This window comes from Georgenia wangjunii, from assembly GCF_036421975.1.
GTDB classification, from domain to species: Bacteria; Actinomycetota; Actinomycetes; order Actinomycetales; family Actinomycetaceae; genus Georgenia_A; species Georgenia_A wangjunii.
On the sequence record NZ_JAZGON010000001.1, the window covers coordinates 376360 to 395014 of the forward strand.

The 18655-nt window shown below is 74.7% G+C and carries 17 protein-coding genes; 13 read left to right on the plus strand and 4 right to left on the minus strand.

Going from position 1 to position 18655, the window contains the following annotated elements; all coding sequences use genetic code 11:
- Nucleotides 1-20: 20 nt before the first annotated feature.
- A complete protein-coding gene (locus V2J63_RS01665) occupies nucleotides 21-1445 on the minus strand; it encodes a glucose-6-phosphate dehydrogenase (RefSeq protein WP_331229236.1) in 1425 nt (474 codons plus the stop codon).
- Nucleotides 1446-1506: 61 nt separating this feature from the next.
- On the opposite strand from V2J63_RS01665, the gene V2J63_RS01670 reads away from it, so the two are divergent.
- The 10 genes from V2J63_RS01670 to V2J63_RS01715 all read left to right on the plus strand — a co-directional run bounded on the left by V2J63_RS01670 (nucleotide 1507) and on the right by V2J63_RS01715 (nucleotide 12376).
- Complete coding sequence (locus V2J63_RS01670; protein WP_331229237.1) at nucleotides 1507-1875, plus strand: VOC family protein; 369 nt, start codon at nucleotides 1507-1509, stop codon at nucleotides 1873-1875.
- A 154-nt stretch (nucleotides 1876-2029) separates the two neighbouring features.
- Nucleotides 2030-2728 (plus strand): response regulator transcription factor, encoded by a 699-nt coding sequence (locus V2J63_RS01675; protein WP_331229238.1) that lies wholly within the window; start codon nucleotides 2030-2032, stop codon nucleotides 2726-2728.
- Nucleotides 2725-5511: a DUF4153 domain-containing protein gene (locus V2J63_RS01680; protein ID WP_331229239.1), complete on the plus strand. Its 2787-nt coding sequence runs from the start codon at nucleotides 2725-2727 to the stop codon at nucleotides 5509-5511. The genes V2J63_RS01675 and V2J63_RS01680 overlap by 4 nt, the downstream gene beginning before the upstream one ends.
- A 171-nt stretch (nucleotides 5512-5682) precedes the next feature.
- Nucleotides 5683-6276, plus strand: coding sequence for a GNAT family N-acetyltransferase (locus tag V2J63_RS01685; protein WP_331229240.1), 594 nt, complete (start codon nucleotides 5683-5685; stop codon nucleotides 6274-6276).
- Between the two features lie 120 nt (nucleotides 6277-6396).
- Nucleotides 6397-8043 carry a phenylacetate--CoA ligase family protein gene (locus V2J63_RS01690; RefSeq protein ID WP_331229241.1) on the plus strand — a complete coding sequence of 549 codons (1647 nt, stop codon included), beginning with the start codon at nucleotides 6397-6399 and terminating at the stop codon, nucleotides 8041-8043.
- Complete coding sequence (locus tag V2J63_RS01695) at nucleotides 8040-8384, plus strand: hypothetical protein (protein WP_331229242.1); 345 nt, start codon at nucleotides 8040-8042, stop codon at nucleotides 8382-8384. The genes V2J63_RS01690 and V2J63_RS01695 overlap by 4 nt, the downstream gene beginning before the upstream one ends.
- Nucleotides 8381-8884 carry a DUF4188 domain-containing protein gene (locus tag V2J63_RS01700; RefSeq protein WP_331229243.1) on the plus strand — a complete coding sequence of 168 codons (504 nt, stop codon included), beginning with the start codon at nucleotides 8381-8383 and terminating at the stop codon, nucleotides 8882-8884. Before V2J63_RS01695 ends, V2J63_RS01700 begins: the two co-directional genes overlap by 4 nt.
- Nucleotides 8881-10008 (plus strand): hypothetical protein, encoded by a 1128-nt coding sequence (locus tag V2J63_RS01705; RefSeq protein ID WP_331229244.1) that lies wholly within the window; start codon nucleotides 8881-8883, stop codon nucleotides 10006-10008. Before V2J63_RS01700 ends, V2J63_RS01705 begins: the two co-directional genes overlap by 4 nt.
- Entirely contained in the window at nucleotides 10008-11066 is a 1059-nt protein-coding gene (locus tag V2J63_RS01710; RefSeq protein ID WP_331229245.1) for a nitroreductase family protein, read from the plus strand. The genes V2J63_RS01705 and V2J63_RS01710 overlap by 1 nt, the downstream gene beginning before the upstream one ends.
- A gap of 68 nt (nucleotides 11067-11134) precedes the next feature.
- Nucleotides 11135-12376 (plus strand): cytochrome P450, encoded by a 1242-nt coding sequence (locus V2J63_RS01715; RefSeq protein ID WP_331229246.1) that lies wholly within the window; start codon nucleotides 11135-11137, stop codon nucleotides 12374-12376.
- 175 nt (nucleotides 12377-12551) lie between these two features.
- Here V2J63_RS01715 and V2J63_RS01720 read toward each other — a convergent pair whose 3' ends face one another.
- Nucleotides 12552-14402 (minus strand): VaFE repeat-containing surface-anchored protein, encoded by a 1851-nt coding sequence (locus V2J63_RS01720; protein WP_331229247.1) that lies wholly within the window; start codon nucleotides 14400-14402, stop codon nucleotides 12552-12554.
- Nucleotides 14403-14563: 161 nt separating this feature from the next.
- Entirely contained in the window at nucleotides 14564-15736 is a 1173-nt protein-coding gene (locus V2J63_RS01725; RefSeq protein WP_331229666.1) for an RtcB family protein, read from the minus strand.
- Nucleotides 15737-15838: 102 nt separating this feature from the next.
- Here V2J63_RS01725 and V2J63_RS01730 point away from each other — a divergent pair, with 102 nt between their 5' ends.
- Both V2J63_RS01730 and V2J63_RS01735 read left to right on the plus strand, forming a co-directional pair.
- Nucleotides 15839-16588, plus strand: coding sequence for a DUF1353 domain-containing protein (locus tag V2J63_RS01730; RefSeq protein ID WP_331229248.1), 750 nt, complete (start codon nucleotides 15839-15841; stop codon nucleotides 16586-16588).
- A 30-nt stretch (nucleotides 16589-16618) separates the two neighbouring features.
- Nucleotides 16619-17017: a nuclear transport factor 2 family protein gene (locus V2J63_RS01735; RefSeq protein ID WP_331229249.1), complete on the plus strand. Its 399-nt coding sequence runs from the start codon at nucleotides 16619-16621 to the stop codon at nucleotides 17015-17017.
- Here V2J63_RS01735 and V2J63_RS01740 read toward each other — a convergent pair.
- Nucleotides 17014-17529: a flavodoxin family protein gene (locus tag V2J63_RS01740; protein ID WP_331229250.1), complete on the minus strand. Its 516-nt coding sequence runs from the start codon at nucleotides 17527-17529 to the stop codon at nucleotides 17014-17016. The two genes, V2J63_RS01735 and V2J63_RS01740, sit on opposite strands and share 4 nt — an antisense overlap.
- Before the next feature lie 197 nt (nucleotides 17530-17726).
- Between V2J63_RS01740 and V2J63_RS01745 the strand changes: the two genes are divergently transcribed.
- Nucleotides 17727-18572 carry a pentapeptide repeat-containing protein gene (locus V2J63_RS01745; protein WP_331229251.1) on the plus strand — a complete coding sequence of 282 codons (846 nt, stop codon included), beginning with the start codon at nucleotides 17727-17729 and terminating at the stop codon, nucleotides 18570-18572.
- The last annotated feature ends 83 nt before the right edge of the window (nucleotides 18573-18655 follow it).

Here is an 18655-nt window from a genome sequence, read left to right on the forward strand (position 1 = left end):
GCGGTCACCGGCGCCGCGGGTCAGGGGCTCGGCGCCCCCGCCGGGTACTCCGCCAGCGGGACCTCGCCCGCCTCCCACGCGGCCAGCACGGGTTCGACGATGCGCCAGCACTCCTCGACGGCGTCACCGCGCACGGAGAGGAGAGGGTCGCCCTCGAGGACGCCGGCGAGGACCTCGCCGTAGGCGGGGAGCTCACCCGTGCCGAACTCCGTCGACAGGACCACCCGGTCGAGGCTCCACGGGTCCCCCGAGCCGTTGACGTCGAGCTCGAGGTTGAGGCAGTCCGGGCCGAGGCCGATCCGCAGCCGCGCCGGGGTGGAGGTCCCGGTCAGTCCCTGGGGCAGGTGCGGGACGGTCTTGAAGGTGACGACGACCTCCTTGCGCGCGGTGCCGATCCCCTTGGCGGACCGGAGGAGGAACGGCACCCCCTTCCACCGCCAGGAGTCGATGAAGCACGTGACCTCGGCGAGCGTCTCGGTCTCCCGCTCCGGCGCGACCCCGGGCTCATCGGTGTAGGCGGGCAGGTCGCGCTCGCCGATGCGGCCGGCCGCGTACCGGGCGCGCCGGCTGTGCTCGCGGGGGTCGCCCGCCCGCGTCGCCCGCAGGACCTCGGCGGTCCTGTCCCGCACGTCCCGCTCGCCCATCGTGGCCGGGGGGTCCATCGCCACGAGCGCGAGCACCTGGAGGAGGTGGCTCTGGATCATGTCCCGCAGGGCACCGGCGGCGTCGTAGTAGCGCGCCCGGTCCTCGAGCCCGAGGTCCTCGTCGTAGATGATCTCGACGGCGTCGACGTGGGAGGCGTTCCACACCGGCTCGAAGATCCGGTTGGCGAACCGGAGCCCGAGGAGGTTGAGCACGGTGCTCTTGCCGAGGAAGTGGTCGATGCGGTGGACGTGGTCCTCGGGGACGATGCGGGTGACGAGGGCGTTGAGGCGCCGCGCGGTCGGCCCGTCGCTCCCGTAGGGCTTCTCCATGATGAGCCGCGTGCCGGCGGGGACGCCGCACTCGGCGAGCGTCTCGCACGCGATCTCGGTCGCGGCGGGCGGGAGCGCGAAGTAGATGGCGACGGGACCGGTGCCCGCGTCGAGGAGGCGCTGGAGGTCGTCGCGCCGGCTGACGTCGGCCGGCAGGTAGACGGACTCGACCTCGAGGCGCCGCAGGGTGGCGGAGCCGGGTTCATCGGGCGCCGGCTCCTGGCGCTCCCACGGCGGCACCTCGATGCTCGGCGCGACGGCGAAGGCCTGGCGCAGGCGCTCCCGCCACCGCTCGTCGTCCCAGTCCTCGACGCCCGAGCCGACGAGCGTGAGGTCCGGGGCGCGACCGGTGGCGAGGAGGCGGCCGAGCCCTGGGAGGAGCAGCCGTCCGGCGAGGTCACCGCTCGCGCCGAGGATGAGGAGCGTCCCGATCTGCTCGGTGGCCGGGGCGGTCGTACCCGTGGAGTTCATGCGCCCATGCTCGCCCGCCGAACTCCCCCGCGCGAGACGTCCGCAGGTCTAGCGTTCCTCCATGACACTCAACCTGGCCATGGTCACGTTCGACACGTCCGACGCCGACACTCTCGCCACGTGGTGGGCCGAGCAGACCGGGGCGGAGGTCACCGAGCGCAACGAGGGCTGGTACGTCATGGTCGCTGGCGGCGCGCTGCCGGTGACGCTCGCGTTCCAGAAGGTCGACGACCCGACGCCGGGGAAGAACCGCATCCACCTCGACCTCGTGGCCCCCGACCTCGACGCCGAGGTCGACCGGCTCGTGGACGCGGGGGCCACGGTCGTCGGGCGGCGCGGAGACGAGAGCTTCCGGTGGGTGACGCTCGCGGACCCGCAGGGCAACCAGTTCTGCGTCGCCCAGGGCGGCCCGGACGGTGAGCACCCCTAGGGGCGCCCGCTGGGCGGCCCCGCCGCGGGTGCGGGAGCGGGGCGTCCCGAGGGTCCGGATGGGCGCTCGGCAGCCGTGAGCCGGCACCAACCCTTGCAGGATCCTCACAACCGGCGCACCGGCCCCACAGGGCCCCGCTCCTAGGCTCGACGGCATGAGCGAAGCACCGGCCAGCGCCGCCACCGTCCTCGTCGTCGAGGACGACGAGGTCATCAACGACGGCCTCGCGACGAGGCTGCGCGCCGAGGGGTTCACCGTGGTCCAGGCCTTCGACGGCCCCGGCGCCGTCGCGGAGTTCGAGCGCACGCCGCCGGACCTCGTCGTCCTCGACGTCATGCTCCCCGGCTTCGACGGGATCGAGGTCTGCCGGCGGATCCAGGCCGTCCGCGCGGTGCCGGTGCTCATGCTCACCGCGAAGGTGGAGGAGACCGACGTCCTCGTCGGCCTCGCCGTCGGCGCCGACGACTACGTGACCAAGCCGTTCCGCGTCCGGGAGGTCGTCGCCCGGGTCCGTGCCCTCCTGCGCCGGGTCGATCGCGCCCGGGAGCTCGCGGCGGACGTCCCGCCCCGCCTCGAGCTCGGCGCGCTCGCCGTCGACCGCGCCGCCCGCCGCGTCTGGGTCGAGGGCACCGAGGTGCACCTCGCCCCGCTCGAGTTCGACCTCCTCCTCACCCTCGCCGCCGAGCCCGGCACGGTCCGCACGCGCGAGGACCTCATGCTCGAGGTGTGGGGCTGGGCGGACGCCCGCGGCACGCGCACCCTCGACACCCACGTCCGCTCCCTGCGGTCGAAGATCGGTGCCGAGCGGGTGCGCACCGTGCACGGCGTCGGTTATGCCGTGGAGCCCCGATGACCGCGCCGCAGCCGGGCCGGGCCGCCCGGCCCCTCGACCGCGTCGGCTCGATCAAGGTCAAGATCGGCCTGCTCGTGGGGCTGAGCGTCGTCGTCGCCGTCCTCGTCTCCGAGATCGGGGCGAGCGCGGGCGTCCCCGGGTGGCTCACCCTGCCGGTCACGGCCGCCGCGGCCCTCGCCGTCACCCAGTGGCTCGCCCGCGGGATGACGGCACCGCTGCGCGCGATGACCTCCGCCGCCGCGCGGATGGCGACCGGGGACTACTCGCGCCGGGTGACGGCGACGTCCGCCGACGAGGTCGGGCGGCTCGCCCAGGCCTTCAACACGATGGCGGTCGACCTCGCGACGGCGGACCAGCAGCGCCGCCAGCTCGTCGCCACCGTCTCGCACGAGCTCCGCACGCCCCTGGCGGCCCAGCGGCTCCTGCTGGAGAACCTCGTCGACGGCGTCGTGCGCCCCGACGACGACGCCCTCGCCGCCGCGCTCGCCCAGGCCGAGCGGCTGAGCGACCTCGTCGGCGACCTCCTCGACGTCGCCCGCCTCGACGGCGGCGCCTCCTCCCTCGACCTGGCGCCGCTCGACGTCGCCGACCTTCTCGCGCGGGCCGTGGCCGAAGCCCGGCTCGGGGCGCGCACCGTCACGTACGACGTGGCGGTCACCCCGCCCGATCTCACCGTCTCGGGCGACGGGCCGCGGCTCGCCCAGGTCGTGGCGAACCTCCTCGACAACGCCGCGCGGCACTCGCCCACCGGCGGGACCGTCACGGTCCGCGCCGCCGCCGAGCATGGCGAGAGCTGGTCCCTCGAGGTGACCGACGAGGGGCCCGGCATCCCGGCCGGGCGGGAGGAGCACGTATTCGCCCGGTTCGGTTCCGCCGAGGCCGACGGCGGCGGCGGGACCGGCCTCGGCCTCGCCATCGCGAGCTGGGTGTGCGAGATGCACGGCGGGTCGATCGCCGCACTGCCGCCGGCCCCGGGCACGACGGGCGCCCGGGTCCGGGCCGTCCTGCCCCGCGAACCCGCGCGGGCGCCGAGCCCCGCGGCCACCGAGCCCTTCCGCGCGCCGGTGGCGGAACCAGGCAGCACCGCCCACGCGCCGACCGGGCGCACCGCCCAGGCGCCGACCGAGAAGGAGCATCCGATGCGTCCCACGCCCGCGATCCCCAGCGGCTCGCCCGACCGCGGCCCGATCCCCAGCGGCTCGCCCGACCCCGGCCCTTCCCTCAGCGGCTCGCCCGCGCCGGCGTCGCGCCCGGGCGCCACGCCCGCCCCGGCCGCCGGGGCGGTCACCGCCCGCCCCGCCTCGGCCGCCGGCTCCCTCCTGCGGGACGTGTGGCCGGAGCGCGTGACGGGGACCGCGCCCGTCCCGCTGTTCGGCTCCCTCGCGCTCGGGGCGCTCGCCTCCGTCGTCCTGCCCTACCGGGAGCTCGGCCTGGGGGCGTTCCTCGTCCTCCTCCTGGGCGGTGCGCTCGTCCTGGCACTGTCCCCGCACCGCAGCCGGCCGTGGACGCTCCTCTCGGTGGCGATCAGCGTCGGCCTCGGCTCGTTCGTCGTCCTGCGCGACGCCGGGTGGCTGACCCTCCTCGCCCTCGTCGTCGTCGGCGTCCTCGTCACGACGGCGCTGACGGACGCGCGCCGGGTGCTGGCGATGGTGGCGGGTGCGGCGTCCTGGGTCCTCTCCGCCGTCCGGGGGCTGCCGCTGCTGAGCAGGACGCTCTCCGCCCTCAGCCGGCACCGGCTGCTGTGGCCGGTCCTGCGCACCGCCGCGGTCTCGTTCGTCGCGCTCGTCGTCTTCGGCGGCCTCTTCGCGTCCGGCGACGCCGTCTTCGGCTCGTGGGTGGGTCACCTCGTGCCGGACCTCGCCTGGGACGACCTCATCCTGCGGGCCTTCGTCCTCGTCGCCGTCGGCGGCTCGGTCCTCGCCGCCTGCTACCTCGCCCTCAACCCGCCACGGGTCGAGTCCGTCGCGCTGCCCGAGCCGCGACCGGTCGCCCGGGTGTGGGAGTGGCTCGTGCCCGTCGGCCTCGTCATCGCCGTGTTCACCGGCTTCGTCGTCGCCCAGGCCTCCGCCATGTGGGGTGGGCACGACTACCTGCAGGCCGTCACCGGGCTCACGTACGCCGAGTATGTCCACGAGGGCTTCGGCCAGCTCACGGTCGCGACGACGCTCACCCTCGCGACGGTGGCCCTCACCGTGCGCAAGGCCCCCCGGCGGACGGGGCGCGACCGCCTGCTCCTGCGGGTCGCGCTCGGGACGCTGTGCGTCCTCACCCTCGTCGTCGTCGCGTCCGCGCTGTTCCGGATGTCCGTCTACCAGGAAGCGTTCGGGTTCACCGTCCTGCGGGTGCTCGTCGACGCCTTCGAGCTGTGGCTCGGGCTCGTCGTCGTCCTCGTCCTCGTCGCGGGCGTCCGCTGGTCCGGCCGCTGGCTGCCGCGCGCGGCGCTGGTGTCCGGGGCTGTGATGCTCCTCGTGCTCGGGCTGGGCAACACCGAGGCATGGGTGGCCCAGCGCAACATCGAGCGGTTCGAGGCGACCGGCAAGATCGACACCGCCTACCTCGGCACCTTGAGCGCCGACGCGGCGCCGACGATCGCCGCCGGGCTTCCCACGCACCTCGTCGCGTGCGTCGCCGCCGCGGGGAGCCACGTCGAGGTCCTCGACGGCGTCCCCACCGTCGTCGAGGACGCGCCAGCGGACGTCCTGTCGTGGAACCTCGGCCGCGCGCGTGCGGCGGAGGTCCGCGACCCGGGGCCGGTCACCGTGGCACCGTCGACCTGCCCCTGAGGTACGTCATCGAGCGGTTCCGCCCCTCAGCCGGCCGCCGCGCCGTCGAGACGACCGCGGAGGCTACGGTGGCGGCAGCAGCGGCAGCGGCAGCGGCAGCGGCAGCGGCAGCGGCAGCGGCAGCGGCAGCGGCAGCGGCAGCGGCAGCGGCAGCGTGCCACCATCGAGACCATGACATCCGCGACCGGCGCCGCCGACCTCGCGACCAAGCCGGTCCTCGCCGGCGAGCGGGCCGTCCTGCGGCCGTTCGCACCCGACGACGCCGCCGTGATGGCGGAGATCCTGCGCGATCCCGAGCTCAACCGGCTCACCGGCTCGGTGCACTCGACGGCCGAGGCGCGGGCGGCCGCGCCGGACCTCGACCGGCTGCGCCAGTGGTACGGCACCCGGAACGACCAGCCGGACCGGCTCGACCTCGCCGTCGTCGATCGCGCGACCGGCATGCTCGTCGGCGAGGTCGTCCTCAACGACTGGGACCCGGCCAACGCGTCGTGCAACTTCCGCATCCTCCTCGGCCCCGAGGGGCGCGGCCGGGGGCTCGGGACCGAGGCGACGCGGCTGATCCTCGAGCACGCGTTCGCCACCGTCGGGCTCCACCGCGTCTCGCTCGGCGTCTTCGCCTTCAACCCCCGCTCGCAGCACGTCTACGCACGGGCAGGTTTCGTCGTCGAGGGTGTCGAGCGCGAGGCGCACCGGTTCGACGGCGAGTGGGTCGACTCGATCCTCATGGCCGTCCTCGACCACGAGTGGGCCGCCCGCCGCTAGCCCGCGCTCGGACGCGCCCGTCGCCACCCGCACGCCGGTAGGCTCCGGCGGGCAACCCCCGTCCTCTCGGTGGGCCGGGCCCGCTCGGACGCGTACGTACCCGTGAAAGGACGATCCGCGATGACGAGCCCTACGGGAAGCGCGGGCCTGCAGCGACGCAGCACCGAGGCGGGGCGCCGGTTGTACGGCGCGGCGGAGCGGGTCTGGACGAGCGACCCGCTCAAGGCTGCCCGCCGGACGACCCTGCGCGCGGGGACGGCGGCGCTGACGACCACCTACAGCCTCTACAAGGTCCACCCGGCGCTGTGGCGCACGACGGCGACGCACTACCGGCCGTGGATGGGCGAGTTCGCGCGCCGGCACGCGTGGATGACCTGCCAGCTCGCCTCGCTCCACGTGCCGGCCTACCGCGACTTCCTCCGTCAGCACGGCTTCACGTTCCGGTGGTGGGACCTCGAGAACTACCCGCCGACCGACAAGGACAGCTACGTCGCCCGCTACCCGGAGGAACAGCGCTGCTGGCACGGTGACCTGCAGCTGCGCGGGACGCTCGTCGACGAGTCCTCCGGCTCGTCCGGGCGGCCCTTCAACTGGGTCCGCGGGCGCGAGGAGCTGGCCGACATCCACCGCAACGTCGCGGGGTTCACCTCGCTCATGATGCGCGGCGAGGAGCGCCTCTTCGTCATCAACGCCTACTCGATGGGGGCGTGGGCGACCGGCACCAACACGGGCATCGCCATGGCCAAGATCGCCATGGTGAAGAACACCGGGCCGGACCTGGACAAGATCCTCGACACGATCACCCACTTCGGTCCCGGCTTCACCTACCTCGTCGCGGCCTACCCGCCGTTCCTCAAGGACCTGCGCGACCGGCTCGACGCCGTGGGCCTGGACTGGTCGGCCTACCGCATGCACGGGCTCGTCGGCGGCGAGGGCATGACCGAGGCTCTCCGCGACTACTGCGAGCAGCGGTTCCTCACCGTCCGCTCCGGCTACGGCGCCTCCGACCTCACCATCGGGATCGGGGGCGAGACCGAGCTGACGGTGTTCCTGCGCCGGGCGCTGCTCGAGGACCACGACCTGCGCGCGGCGGTGCTCGGCCCGGACGAGGCCCGGACGCCGATGATCTTCCAGTACAACCCGCTCGAGACCTACCTCGAGATCACCGACGAGGGCGAGATCCTGTGCACCCTCACGTCGACCTCCGTGCTCTCGCCCAAGCTGCGCTACAACATCCACGACGAGGGCGCGCTCCTGGAGTGGCAGGACCTCGCGGCGATCATGCGGCGCTTCCCGCGGTGGCGCGAGGCCGCCCGAGCAGCGTGGCTCGAGCAGGGCATGAAGCTGCCGCTGCTGCTCCTCTACGGCCGCGCCGACGCCACCATCTCCTTCATGGGCGCGAACATCTATCCCCAGGACGTCGAGAACGGCCTGTACGACGACCCCGCCCGCGCGGCGCAGCTCGCGTCCTTCACCCTCACCCTCGAGCCGGTCGCCGGGGACGCGACGGCACAGCGGCCGGTCATCCACCTCGAGCTGCGCGACGACGTCGTGCTCGGCGGCGCTGACCGCGCCGCACTCGCAGCGGGAGCCCGGGACGGCGTCGTCGGCTACCTCGCCCGGGTGAGCCGCGACTTCGCCCAGTCGCTCGAGGAGTCCGAGCGCAGCGGTGACATCGCGGTCGAGGTCCACGACGCCGGCACGGGTCCGTTCACGGGGGAGGACGCCGCGCTCAAGCGCGTCTACCTGCGCAAGGAAGCCTCATGACGCCGCCCCGGCGCGGGGCACGTCGCGAGGCCGACGAGGCGACCGCGGTGTTCGTCGGGGCGACCCGGTACCGGAGCCCGCTCGCCTGGCTCCGGCTGGCGCCCCGGTGGTTCGCCATGGTCCGCCAGCTCAAGCGGATGCCGGGATATGTGCACCACCAGGTCTACTACGAGCCGCCGTTCACCCTGGGAACGATCGGGTTCTTCGCCACCCGGGACGACCTCCTGCGGTTCTCGCGGACGGGGGCGCACCGCGAGCTCATGGGATGGGCCGTCGACGGGACCCGGAACGCCACCGGCGGCTACATCCGGCTGTACGGCTCCGACGGGACGCCGCTGTGAGGACCGACGACTTCTCCCTGGTGCCGCGGATCGGCCAGGCGCAGGCCATGTTCGTCAGCGGTGCCCGCCTGGCGTCACCGCTGGCCTGGCTGCGCCACGCCCTGCGTCACCGCGCGGCGGTCGCCGCGATGCGGAAGGCGCCGGGGCACCGCGGGCACCGGACCTACTGGCAGCCGCCCTCCACCGCCGGCACCATCGGGTGGTTCGCCACCGCGGAGGACCTCGTGCGCTTCGCGCGGACCGGGGCGAACCCGGCGCTGGCGGAGTGGGCGGCGACGAGCAGTCCGGGCGCCACCAGCGGCGTGAGCGCCGGCGCTGCCGGGTGGGTCAGGGTCTACGCGGCCGAGGCGACCGGCTACACGAACGGGGTGTGGCGTGCCGAGGGCGACGTCATGGCGCACATCGAGAGGTTCACGCCCGTGGGCCGGGAGACCGTAGGCCCACCCGTGCGGCGGGGAGCTCGCGGCTCCCGCGGTCCCCGAGGCGGGGAGAGCCGGTGACGGACGAGGTCGCGGGACCGGTGCGCGTCGAGCCGGTCCGCTCGCGAGCGGACCTGCGAGCCTTCATCGACCTTCCGCTGCGGCTGCACGCCGAGACCCGTGCCGTGCCGCTGTTCCAGGGCACGATCCGCCGCTGGTGGCGGGGCGTGGGGCCCCACACCGCGCACGGGTCGGTCGAGCTCGTGCTGGCCCGTGACGCCTCCGGCCGCGTCGTCGGGCGCACCACGGTGCACGACGACGAACGGATGGACCGGAAGCTCGGCGAGCCCACCCAGCTCATGGGGGCGACGGAGTTCACCGGTGCCGACGTCCTGCACGAGCTGACGGCGTACGCGTCCGCGCGCGCCAAGGAGCAGGGGCGGGGTGCCGTGCTCGGCCCGGTGTCGTTGCTGCCGAACCAGACGGGGGGCGTCATCACGTCCGGGCACGAGGAGCGCGGTTTCGTCGACTCGCCGTGGAACCCTGCGTCCTACCCGGCCGCGTGGGAGGCCGCCGGGTTCGAACGCGTCTGGCCGGCGTCGACGTGGATCGTCGAGGGCCTGACCGGGCTCGACGCCGACACCGTGTTCCCCCGCGGCGCCGGCGAGCGGGACGGCATCGAGGTGCACCACGGGCGTCGCCGGCGCTTCGGGGAACAGCTGCCCGTCCTGCGGGGCATGCTCAACGCCAGCTTCGCCGAGCTGCCGTACTACACCCACATCACCGCGCCGGAGCTCGCCGCCGCGACCGACGGGCTGGCGTGGGTGCTGGACGAGTCGCTCCTGCTCTGGGCGACCGACGCCGGGGAGCCGGTCGCCTTCGTCCTCGTCGTGCCGGACCTCAGCGGGTTCGTCATGTCGACCGGCGGGCGCATGGCCCCGCTCGACCAGGTGCGCCTCCTCGTCCAGCGGCGGCCCCGCCGGGAGGCGGTGCTCATCATCAAGGGGACGGTGCCGCGGGCGCGGGGCCGCGGCCTCATGACGCTGCTCTCGCACCGCTTGCTGGCCAACCTCGTCGCGGGCGGGTACGAGACGCTCCGGGTGACCTTCGTGGGTGAGGAGAACACCGCCTCGTCCGCGCAGTTCACCGCGATGGGGGGGCGGCCCCTGCACGGGCTGTGCTTCTACCGCCGGCCGGTCCTCTGATGGGCGCCGGCGGGGCGGCGCCGACCCCGGCGCAGCAGGTGCTGGCCAGGTCCGCGCACTGGGGCCGGGCGCCGAGCGCGCACAACACGCAGCCGTGGCACCTCACGGCGACCGGGCCGGACGAGCTCGCGCTGGGCTGGGACGCGGACCGGACGCTGCCGGTGGGGGACCCCACGGACCGGGACCTCCTCCTCTCGCTCGGCGCCGTCGCCGAGGCGGTGTCGATCACTGCCGCCGACCTGGGACTGCGCGCGTCGACGCGGTGGCAGGTGGACCGGCACTCGCACAGCGCCGGCGTCATCGACGTGGAGCGCGAGCCGGCCTGGTCGCGGGGGGAGCGCGCCGCTCCCCGCCGCGGCGGGAGCACCCCCGCGAGCGCTCCAGGCGTGTTCACGGTGGCCGACCTGCATGCCCGGCGCACCGCCCGAGGTCCCTATCGAGAGCCGCCTGTGCCGGCGGCGTGCGTAGCCGACGTCGCACGGTCCGCAGCCCTGCCCGACGGGGCGGGGCTGCTCGTGCTTCCCGCGGACCTCGTCGCGCGAGCGCTGCCGGTCGCCGACCGGTGGACCTTCGACGGGCCGGCGACCGTTGAGCTGCGCCGGTGGCTGCGGCTGCGCCGGCCCGGCCGCCGCCACGACCCGGGGCACGACCGGGACGGCCTCACCGCCGAGGCCCTCGCCCTACGGCCGTGGGAGGCCGCCGTCCTGAGCGCGGCGCTGTCACCGGCGCTGCTCCCGGTCCTGCGCCGGACCCGGGCGACGCGGGTCCTGGCGGCCTCCTCGACCGCCCGGCCGCTCGGCACGGTCGTGGCGTACACCGGCCCGGCGAACGCGGCCGACGACGACGTCGCCGAGCTGGGCCGGGGGCTGCTGCGGACCTGGCTCGCCGCCGGGCGGCTCGGGCTGTCCGCCCACCCCCTGAGCCAGCTGCTCGACTGTCCCGGCAGCGCCCGGATGGTGTCGACGGCGACGGCCGGCACGGGCCGTGCCGTCCTCGCCGTCTTCCGGCTCGGAGTCCCGCGCCACCCGGCGCCGGCCGCGCACCGGCTCACCGACTGACCGGAAGCGGCGGCGCATGCAGCGGCGATCGGGCGACTCGTCCCGGCCCCACGCGACAGGATGGCGGCATGACGGAGCACATGCCCAGCGACGACCTTCCCCCCAGCGCGCCGACGGCAGCGGGTTCCACCGCTGACCCCGCGGCGCCTCCCGGTGCGCACGTCGTCGCGCCCGACTGGGACCCCCGCGCTCCGGAGGTCGAGCGCGACGCCGTCGCCGCGTACGACGAGATGCGCGCCCGGTGCCCCGTGGCGCGGGGACAGGACGGCGCCTGGACGCTCTTCTCCCACGCCGACGTCACTGCGACCGCGCTCGACCACGCGGCGTTCTCCAACGGCGTCTCCCGGTACCTCCAGGTGCCCAACGGCCTCGACGGGCCGACCCACACGGCCTACCGCGCCCTCATCGAGCGGTACTTCACGCCGGAGCGGACGGCCGCCCTCGAGCCGGCGGTGGCCCGGGTCGCCGCCGACGTCGTGGCGCTCCTCGACGTACCGGGATCGATCGACGCCGTCGCGCTCGGCTCGCGCTTCGCGGTGCGCGCGCAGAGCGCCTGGCTGGGGTGGCCCACGGCGCTCGAGGACGACCTCCTCGCGTGGATGGAGGACAACCGCGCCGCCGCACGGTCGGGTGATCCCGCCTGCACCGGCGCCGTCGCGCAGCGCTTCGACGCGATCATCCGGTCGCTCACCGCTGCCCGCCGTCAGGGCGGCGACGACGCCTCCGAGGACGTCACGACGGAGCTCGTCCGCGACCGGGTCGACGGCCGCGCGCTCACCGACGACGAGATCGTCTCGATCCTGCGCAACTGGACGGGCGGGGACCTTGGCTCGATGGCGCTGTGCACCGGCGTCGTCCTCACGTACCTCGCCGACCACCCCGACCTCCAGGCGCGTCTGCGGGCCGGCGTGGCCGACCGGGAGCTGGACGCCGTCCTCGACGAGATCCTGCGCATCGACGACCCGTTCGTCTCGAACCGCCGCGTCGCGACGGAGCCTGTCGTCGTCGCGGGCCGGGAGATCGCCGCAGGTGAAAGGGTCGCCCTCGTGTGGACGTCGGCGAACCGCGACCCCCGCATCTTCGGCGACCCGGACGCGTTCGCCCCGGGCGCGAACGCTCCGTACAACCTCGTGTGGGGCATCGGGAAGCACGTGTGCCCCGGGCGTCCGCTGGCCACCCTCGAGCTGCGGGCCCTCGCCCGGGCGGTCCTCGCCGCGACCTCCGCGCTCGAGCCCGACACCGAGCAGCCGCGGGAGCGTGCGCTGCCGCCCCTCGGCGGCTACGCCGTCGCCCCGCTGCGGCTGCGGTGAGGCCGGCCCGGCTCAGCCCCCCGCACGGCAAGCGCCGGGATCGCGGCGGGTACGGCGAGGCCCGGCCGCCTGCGGGTGAGACCGCCGACGGCCGGGCCGTGTGGTTGTCGCTAGGTCAGGTCGACGCTGCGGCGCGGATCACGCCTTCTTCAGGACCGTCGTCCGGGTATGCCGCTCAGCGGCCCGCGAGGCGGGTGCGGCGAGCCAGCAGCCCGGCTCCGAGGGCGAGGAGCGCGAGCGCGCCGCCCAGCGCGAGCGCGACGCCGCCGACGCCGGTGTCCGGCAGCGTCGTCGGGGCCTCAGGCGTGCCGGTGGGCGCCGGTGCCGGCGTGACGGTCACCGACGGCGTCGGGACCTCCTCGGCGGGGAGCTCGCCGCCGTCGTCGACGACGACGGTCTGGCGAGTGTCCTCGAGGTCCTCGTGCGTCGCGACGAGCCGCTCGTCCATGCCCTCACGGTCGAGGTAGAGGCGCTCGAAGACGACGAGCGTGCGGCCGGCATAGCCCTCGGGCACCTCGAGGTCGAGGGTCTCGACCCCGTGCGTGCTCGCGGGCGTGAAGCGGGTCTCGCCGACGATCCCGGTGCTCTCGCCCGTGACCTGGTCCATGAGCTCCCCGCGGAGCACGTACGTCTCACCCGCGCGCAGGCCGGAGTAGGTGACGTCGTCGCTGACGACGGCGCCGCCCGCGGCGAGGTGCTGGTCGGCGTCGGCCTTGTCGTACGCGTCGGTCTCGATGGCCGGGCGGTACACGGTCTGGGCGGCGTCGTCGATGTCGGCGTGGACGGCGACGACGGTGCCGTCGGCGTAGAGGCTCTCGAAGACGACGATCTGCGCGCCGCGCAGCGGCTCGGCGGGCACGTCGAACGTGAGCTCGACCGTGCCGCCAGCCGTCTCGGGCGTGAAGACCGTCGACGCGGTGATGCCGGTGGCCGTGCCGGCCCCGCCGTCGTGCTGCATGAGCTCGCCGCGGAGCTCGTACTCCGTGCCGGGCAGGAGACCGTCGTAGGTGACGGTGTCGACGACCGTGACGGGACCGTGCTCGGCCAGGAAGTCGTCGCCGTCCGCGGCGTCGGCCGCGTGCGTCGAGATCCGCGGCACGGCGGCCCAGCTGAGCGTGCCCTGGGCCGTGGCCGTCGCCTCGTTCGTGGTGGCCACCATGATGGTCTGTCCGCGCTCCTGCGGCGTCACGAGCACCCCGGTGGAGACCGGGCCGTCGAGGCTCGCAGTAAAGGTCGCCTCCCCGGCCGGGGCGTCCGCCGGCACGTCGAGGAAGAGCTGGGCGCCGGTCGGCACCGCGTCGAGGTCGACCGGGTCGCCGTCGCTCGTCATGAGCGTGTAGTCGCTGGTCGACGTGAGGGTGACGGTGTCGGCGGACGCCGTGATCGTCATGGGCCCGACGAGCTCGCCGGCCTGGCCGGTCTGCGTCCCCGGCTCGATCGAGACGGAGGGCCGCTGCGTCTCGGGCAGACCCGTGTTCGCCGGTCCGGTGAGGTAGTCGACGACCGCGCCGACGCGCTCCTCGACGCCGGCCTCGACGTCACCCGCGAGGCCGAGGTACCGGTAGTCCTCGTCGCGCTCGGTCAGTGTCCAGATGGCCGCCTGGGTGCCGGCGATGGCCTCGCGCTCCGTCAGGCCGTCGATCCCGGCCTGGGCGGCGAACGACGCCAGCGGGGTCTCCGGGTAGCTGTTGTAGACGACCCACGTGACCTTCCCGGCGTTGGCCCTGAAGTTGTTGTTCCCGGGGAAGGTCTCCCAGTCGATGACGTCCAGCGGAGCGCCGGACCGGGCGCCGACGGTGAACTCGACGCAGTAGGCGAGCTCGGGGCTGTCGGTGTCGTCGAAGTAAACCGGGTGCAGGCGCGTGATGACGCTGAACCCGCCCGGGTTGGTCAGGGAGTAGCCGTTGATGCCCTCGGCCGGCTCGCCCGTCCTGGGATACCCGGCGGGGTACTCGTCGGCGGCGGCCGATGAGGCGGTCAGCAGTCCCATGGACAGCAGGAGGAGGGAGGCGAGAAGGGCTCCCATCGTGGTCGTAAGCCTGCGGGCGTCTCTGCCGGCAGCGCGACGAAGGTATGGAGTTGTCATGGACCGAAGTCTCGACGTAGCGCCCGGTCCACGCACCACGAGGCACTGTGCGACGCGTCACAGTGATTCATCGGCGCCGGCGGTCGCCCCCCGGGGGCCGCTCAGTCGCCCTTGACGTTGATGACCTGGTGGAGCACGTGCCGCACCTCGACGAGGTCGGCCGAGTCGGCCATGACCTGGTCGATGTCCTTGTACGCGGCGGGGATCTCGTCGAGGAACGCGTCGGTGTCGCGGTACTCGATCCCCGCCATCGCGGCCCGGAGCTCGTCCCGGCTGAACGTGCGTCGCGCGGCGGAGCGCGAGTAGGCGCGCCCGGCACCGTGCGGGCTCGAGCAGAGCGAGGCCGGCTCGCCCTTGCCGACGACGACGTAGGACGCCGTGCCCATCGACCCCGGGATGAGCCCGGCGTCGCCCGCGCGAGCCCGGATGGCGCCCTTGCGGGAGACCCACACCGCCTTCCCGTAGTGGGTCTCCTGCTCGGTGAAGTTGTGGTGGCAGTTCACCCGCTCGACCTCGACGACGGGCTCACCCATGTGCGCACCGACGACCGTGACGACGCGGTCCATCATCTCCTCGCGGTTGAGGAGCGCGAAGTCCTGCGCCCACCGGAGCTCGCGGATGTACCGCGCGAAGCTCTCGGTCCCCTCGGTGAGGTGGGCGAGGTCCCGGTCCGGCAGGTCGACGCCGTCGCGCCGGCACTCCTCGCGCGCGACACCGATGTGGCGCTGCGCGATCTTGTTCCCCACGCCCCGAGACCCCGAGTGGAGGAACAGCCACACGGTGCCCTCCTCGTCCGCGGTCACCTCGATGAAGTGGTTGCCCGAGCCGAGGGAGCCGAGCTGGACCCGCCAGTTCTTCGCGTAGGCGGCAGGGTCGAACCCGGCGTGGTCGGCCTTCGCCTCGAGGACCGCGACCCGCTCGCGGGCGCTGCCGGTGAGGCGCTTGTTGTACCTGCCGGCCGACAGCGGGACGGCGTCCTCGATGGCACGGCGCAGCGCCGAGAGCGACCCGGCTGCCCGGAGCTCGCGCTCGTGCCAGGCGGTGCGCAGCGCGATCATCCCGCAGCCGATGTCGACGCCCACCGCGGCCGGGATGATCGCCCCGAGCGTCGGGATGACGCTGCCCACGGTCGCGCCCATACCGAGGTGGGCGTCGGGCATGAGCGCCAGGTGCGGGTAGATGTAGGGGAGCGTCGAGGCGCGCTGCGCCTGCTCACGGGCGCCGGGGTCGAGGACGGACGCCCAGCTGACGAGCCGGTCGGAGATCTGTTCCATCGCCACGGCGCCATGCTCGCAGCGGCGCGCGTCCGCCGCCCGGCCACGGCGGCGGCGCGGCAGCGCTACCGCGTGAGACCCCGCCTGCGGGAGGATCCGGCCATGGGCCACTTCTTCGACGTGCTCGACGGCGGGCCGGTGCGGGTGGAGCTGCGCAGCGTCGACGGCCGCGCCTTCCGGCTCCTGCGCCCGGTCGGCTACCGGAGCGACGACCATCCCGAGCCGTTCGAGGTCCCCCGCGACCTCGAGACGTTCCGCACGGACCTCGCGTCCGTGCCGGCGGTCTTCACGTGGCTCATCCCCCGCACCGGCGACTTCCTCCCCGCCGCGGTGCTCCACGACGGGCTCGTCGACGGGCAGTTCCGCGGTCCCCGGATCGACCGCTTCGAGGCCGACCGGGTCTTCCGGGTCGCCATGGCCGAGCTCGGCACCGGGCGGGTGCGGTCCTGGCTCATGTGGTCCGCCGTCACGATGGGCTCGATGTGGGTGGGGAGGCGGCTCGTGGACCGGCTCGCGCTCGTCCTCCTCCTCGGCGCCGTCGTGGCCCTCGGCACCGTGGCCACCCTCGACCTCGTCGACGTCCTCGACGTCCTGCCGTGGATGGGCCGGGCGTCGCTCGGCCGCGAGCTCGTCGGCGGTGCGGTCGCGGCGGCCGTCATCCCAGCGGTGCTGGCGCTCCTGTGGGGCCGGCGGTGGGTGGCGGGCGCCGTCGTCGGCGTCGCGCTCGCCTTCCTCCTCCACGTCACCGCGGCGATCGCGCTCGTCACGGGCCTGTACCTCCTCCTCGAGCGCCTCGTGAGCGGCCCGCGCCGACCGCGACCCGCCACCGAGGCGACGATCCTCCTCAGCTGAGCCCACCGGTCCGGTTGCTACGGTCGAACCATGGCTGAGGACGAACAGCTCACGTCGGCACTGCTCGCGGTGGAGCGCCGCGGCTGGGACTCCCTGTGCGACGGCAGCGGTGCCGAGCTCTATGGCGCCCTCATGACGGCCGAGGCCGTCATGGTGCTCGCGCACGGCGTCGTGCTCGACCGAGCCGGCGTCGTCGCGTCCCTCGCCGACGCCCCGCGCTGGCGGACGTACGAGCTCGACGACGTCCGGCTCGTCCCGATCGGTGCGGACGCCGCCGCCCTCGTCTACACGGCGCGCGCCTACCGCGACGGGGAGCCCCCCTTCGAGTCGCTCATGTCGAGCACCTACGTCCGGGCGGGCGGCGCGTGGCGCCTCGCGCTCTACCAGCAGACGCCCCTCCCCTCGCCGACGGACGGCAGCTCCTCCTAGACGAGCGCCGGCACGGCGGCGAGGTTCGCCAGCCCGTCGCCCCACGCACGCGCGCGCTCGAGCTCACCAGGCAGCAGAGGCCCGTCGTACCCACCGACGTAGAAGCTCTCCGGCTCGACCATGACGCTGCAGCCCCGGGACCGGAGCATCTTCGCGGCGCTCCGGCCCGCCGAGCCGGGAAGGTTGGGCCGGCTGACGTGGGTGTCGAACGTCGCGACCCGCTGGCCCGCCGCCCGTGCGCCCGCGATCCACTCACGGACGCCCCGGCCCGCGGAGATCACCGTCCCACCCGCGCGCGTCGCAGCGTCCGTGCGGGTCGTCGGCCTGCTCAGCCCGAAGGCGTGCGTCGGTGCCCCGACGACGAGCAGGTCGACGTCGACGGACTCCAGCGGCGGGGCCGCGCCCACCTCGACGACCCCGACCTCGCCGGCGCGGCGCAGCCCGTCCGCGACCGCCTCCGCGACCGCTCGCGTGTTGCCCCACATCGACTCGTACACGACCAGCGCACTCATCGTCATCAGCTCCTCGGACGTCATCGGCTCACGAGCCGCCTCGCCCGGCCCCGGGACGGTGCCGGGCGGTGTACGTCCACGATCCGCCCGCGCACCGGCCGCGTCGAGGGACGGAGGTCCCGGTGCGGCAGTCCCCCCTGCCGGCGCACCCGCCCTGGCGCCTACGCTGGCGTCGACGGTCACCGGCAGGGGGAGACATGGGCGAGGCGGTGCCGGTGCGGATCACGCGCCGGGAGGACCTGGGCGCGGACTGCGCCCGGTGCGTCGCGCTGTGCTGCAGCGCCCTCGGCTTCGAGCGGTCGGCCGACTTCGCGTTCACCAAGCCGGCGGGCGAGGCCTGCGTCAACCTCCGCGCGGACTACCGCTGCGGCATCCACGCCGAGCTCCGGCCGCGGGGGTTCAAGGGCTGCACGGTCTTCGACTGCTTCGGAGCGGGGCAGAAGGTCACGCAGGAGACGTTCGGCGGTCAGACGTGGGTGGGTGATCCCGAGCGGCGCCGCCTCATGTTCGCCGTCTTCCCCGTGGTCCGGGCGCTGCACGAGCTGCTCTGGTACCTCGACGAGGCGCTCGCCCGACCCGAGGCCACGGACCTCGCTGAGGCCGCGGCGCACGCGTACGCGCGCCTCGAGCGGCTCACCCTCCGGCCGCCCGCGGAGATCCTCGCCGTCGACGTCGACGGTGAGCGCGGCGCTGCCGCCGCCGTCCTCGCACGGGTGAGCGAGCGTGTCCGCGCGCACCACCGCCCGCCGACCCCCGGGCGGGCGGCCGCGCGCGTGCGCCCGGGCGCCGACCTCGTCGGCGCGGCGCTGCGTGGCGCGGACCTGCGCGGAGCGAACGCCCGCGGCGCCCTCCTCATCGCCGCGGACCTGCGCGGGGCCGACCTCACCGGGGCCGACCTCATCGGCGCCGACCTGCGCGACACCGACGTCGCTGGTGCGGACCTCGCGCAGGCGCTGTTCCTCACCCAGGTCCAGGTCAATGCCGCCAGGGGTGATGGCGCGACGCGGATCCCTGCCTCGCTCGAGCGCCCGTCCCACTGGTGAGCGCCGTCCTGGTGAGCGCCGTCACTCGCTCGCGCCCGTGCCGCCGCGCGCGCGGTGACGCCGTGGGGTCGTAGGTTTGGCGG

Excerpts from the sequence above, each read along its gene's own strand:
- V2J63_RS01665 (WP_331229236.1), bottom strand. The coding sequence starts at position 1,445 with ATGAACTCCACGGGTACGACCGCCCCGGCCACCGAGCAGATCGGGACG.
- V2J63_RS01670 (WP_331229237.1), top strand. The coding sequence starts at position 1,507 with ATGACACTCAACCTGGCCATGGTCACGTTCGACACGTCCGACGCCGAC.
- V2J63_RS01675 (WP_331229238.1), top strand. The coding sequence starts at position 2,030 with ATGAGCGAAGCACCGGCCAGCGCCGCCACCGTCCTCGTCGTCGAGGAC.
- V2J63_RS01680 (WP_331229239.1), top strand. The coding sequence starts at position 2,725 with ATGACCGCGCCGCAGCCGGGCCGGGCCGCCCGGCCCCTCGACCGCGTC.
- V2J63_RS01685 (WP_331229240.1), top strand. The coding sequence starts at position 5,683 with ATGACATCCGCGACCGGCGCCGCCGACCTCGCGACCAAGCCGGTCCTC.
- V2J63_RS01690 (WP_331229241.1), top strand. The coding sequence starts at position 6,397 with ATGACGAGCCCTACGGGAAGCGCGGGCCTGCAGCGACGCAGCACCGAG.
- V2J63_RS01695 (WP_331229242.1), top strand. The coding sequence starts at position 8,040 with ATGACGCCGCCCCGGCGCGGGGCACGTCGCGAGGCCGACGAGGCGACC.
- V2J63_RS01710 (WP_331229245.1), top strand. The coding sequence starts at position 10,008 with ATGGGCGCCGGCGGGGCGGCGCCGACCCCGGCGCAGCAGGTGCTGGCC.
- V2J63_RS01715 (WP_331229246.1), top strand. The coding sequence starts at position 11,135 with ATGACGGAGCACATGCCCAGCGACGACCTTCCCCCCAGCGCGCCGACG.
- V2J63_RS01720 (WP_331229247.1), bottom strand. The coding sequence starts at position 14,402 with ATGGGAGCCCTTCTCGCCTCCCTCCTCCTGCTGTCCATGGGACTGCTG.
- V2J63_RS01725 (WP_331229666.1), bottom strand. The coding sequence starts at position 15,736 with ATGGAACAGATCTCCGACCGGCTCGTCAGCTGGGCGTCCGTCCTCGAC.
- V2J63_RS01730 (WP_331229248.1), top strand. The coding sequence starts at position 15,839 with ATGGGCCACTTCTTCGACGTGCTCGACGGCGGGCCGGTGCGGGTGGAG.
- V2J63_RS01735 (WP_331229249.1), top strand. The coding sequence starts at position 16,619 with ATGGCTGAGGACGAACAGCTCACGTCGGCACTGCTCGCGGTGGAGCGC.
- V2J63_RS01740 (WP_331229250.1), bottom strand. The coding sequence starts at position 17,529 with ATGAGTGCGCTGGTCGTGTACGAGTCGATGTGGGGCAACACGCGAGCG.
- V2J63_RS01745 (WP_331229251.1), top strand. The coding sequence starts at position 17,727 with ATGGGCGAGGCGGTGCCGGTGCGGATCACGCGCCGGGAGGACCTGGGC.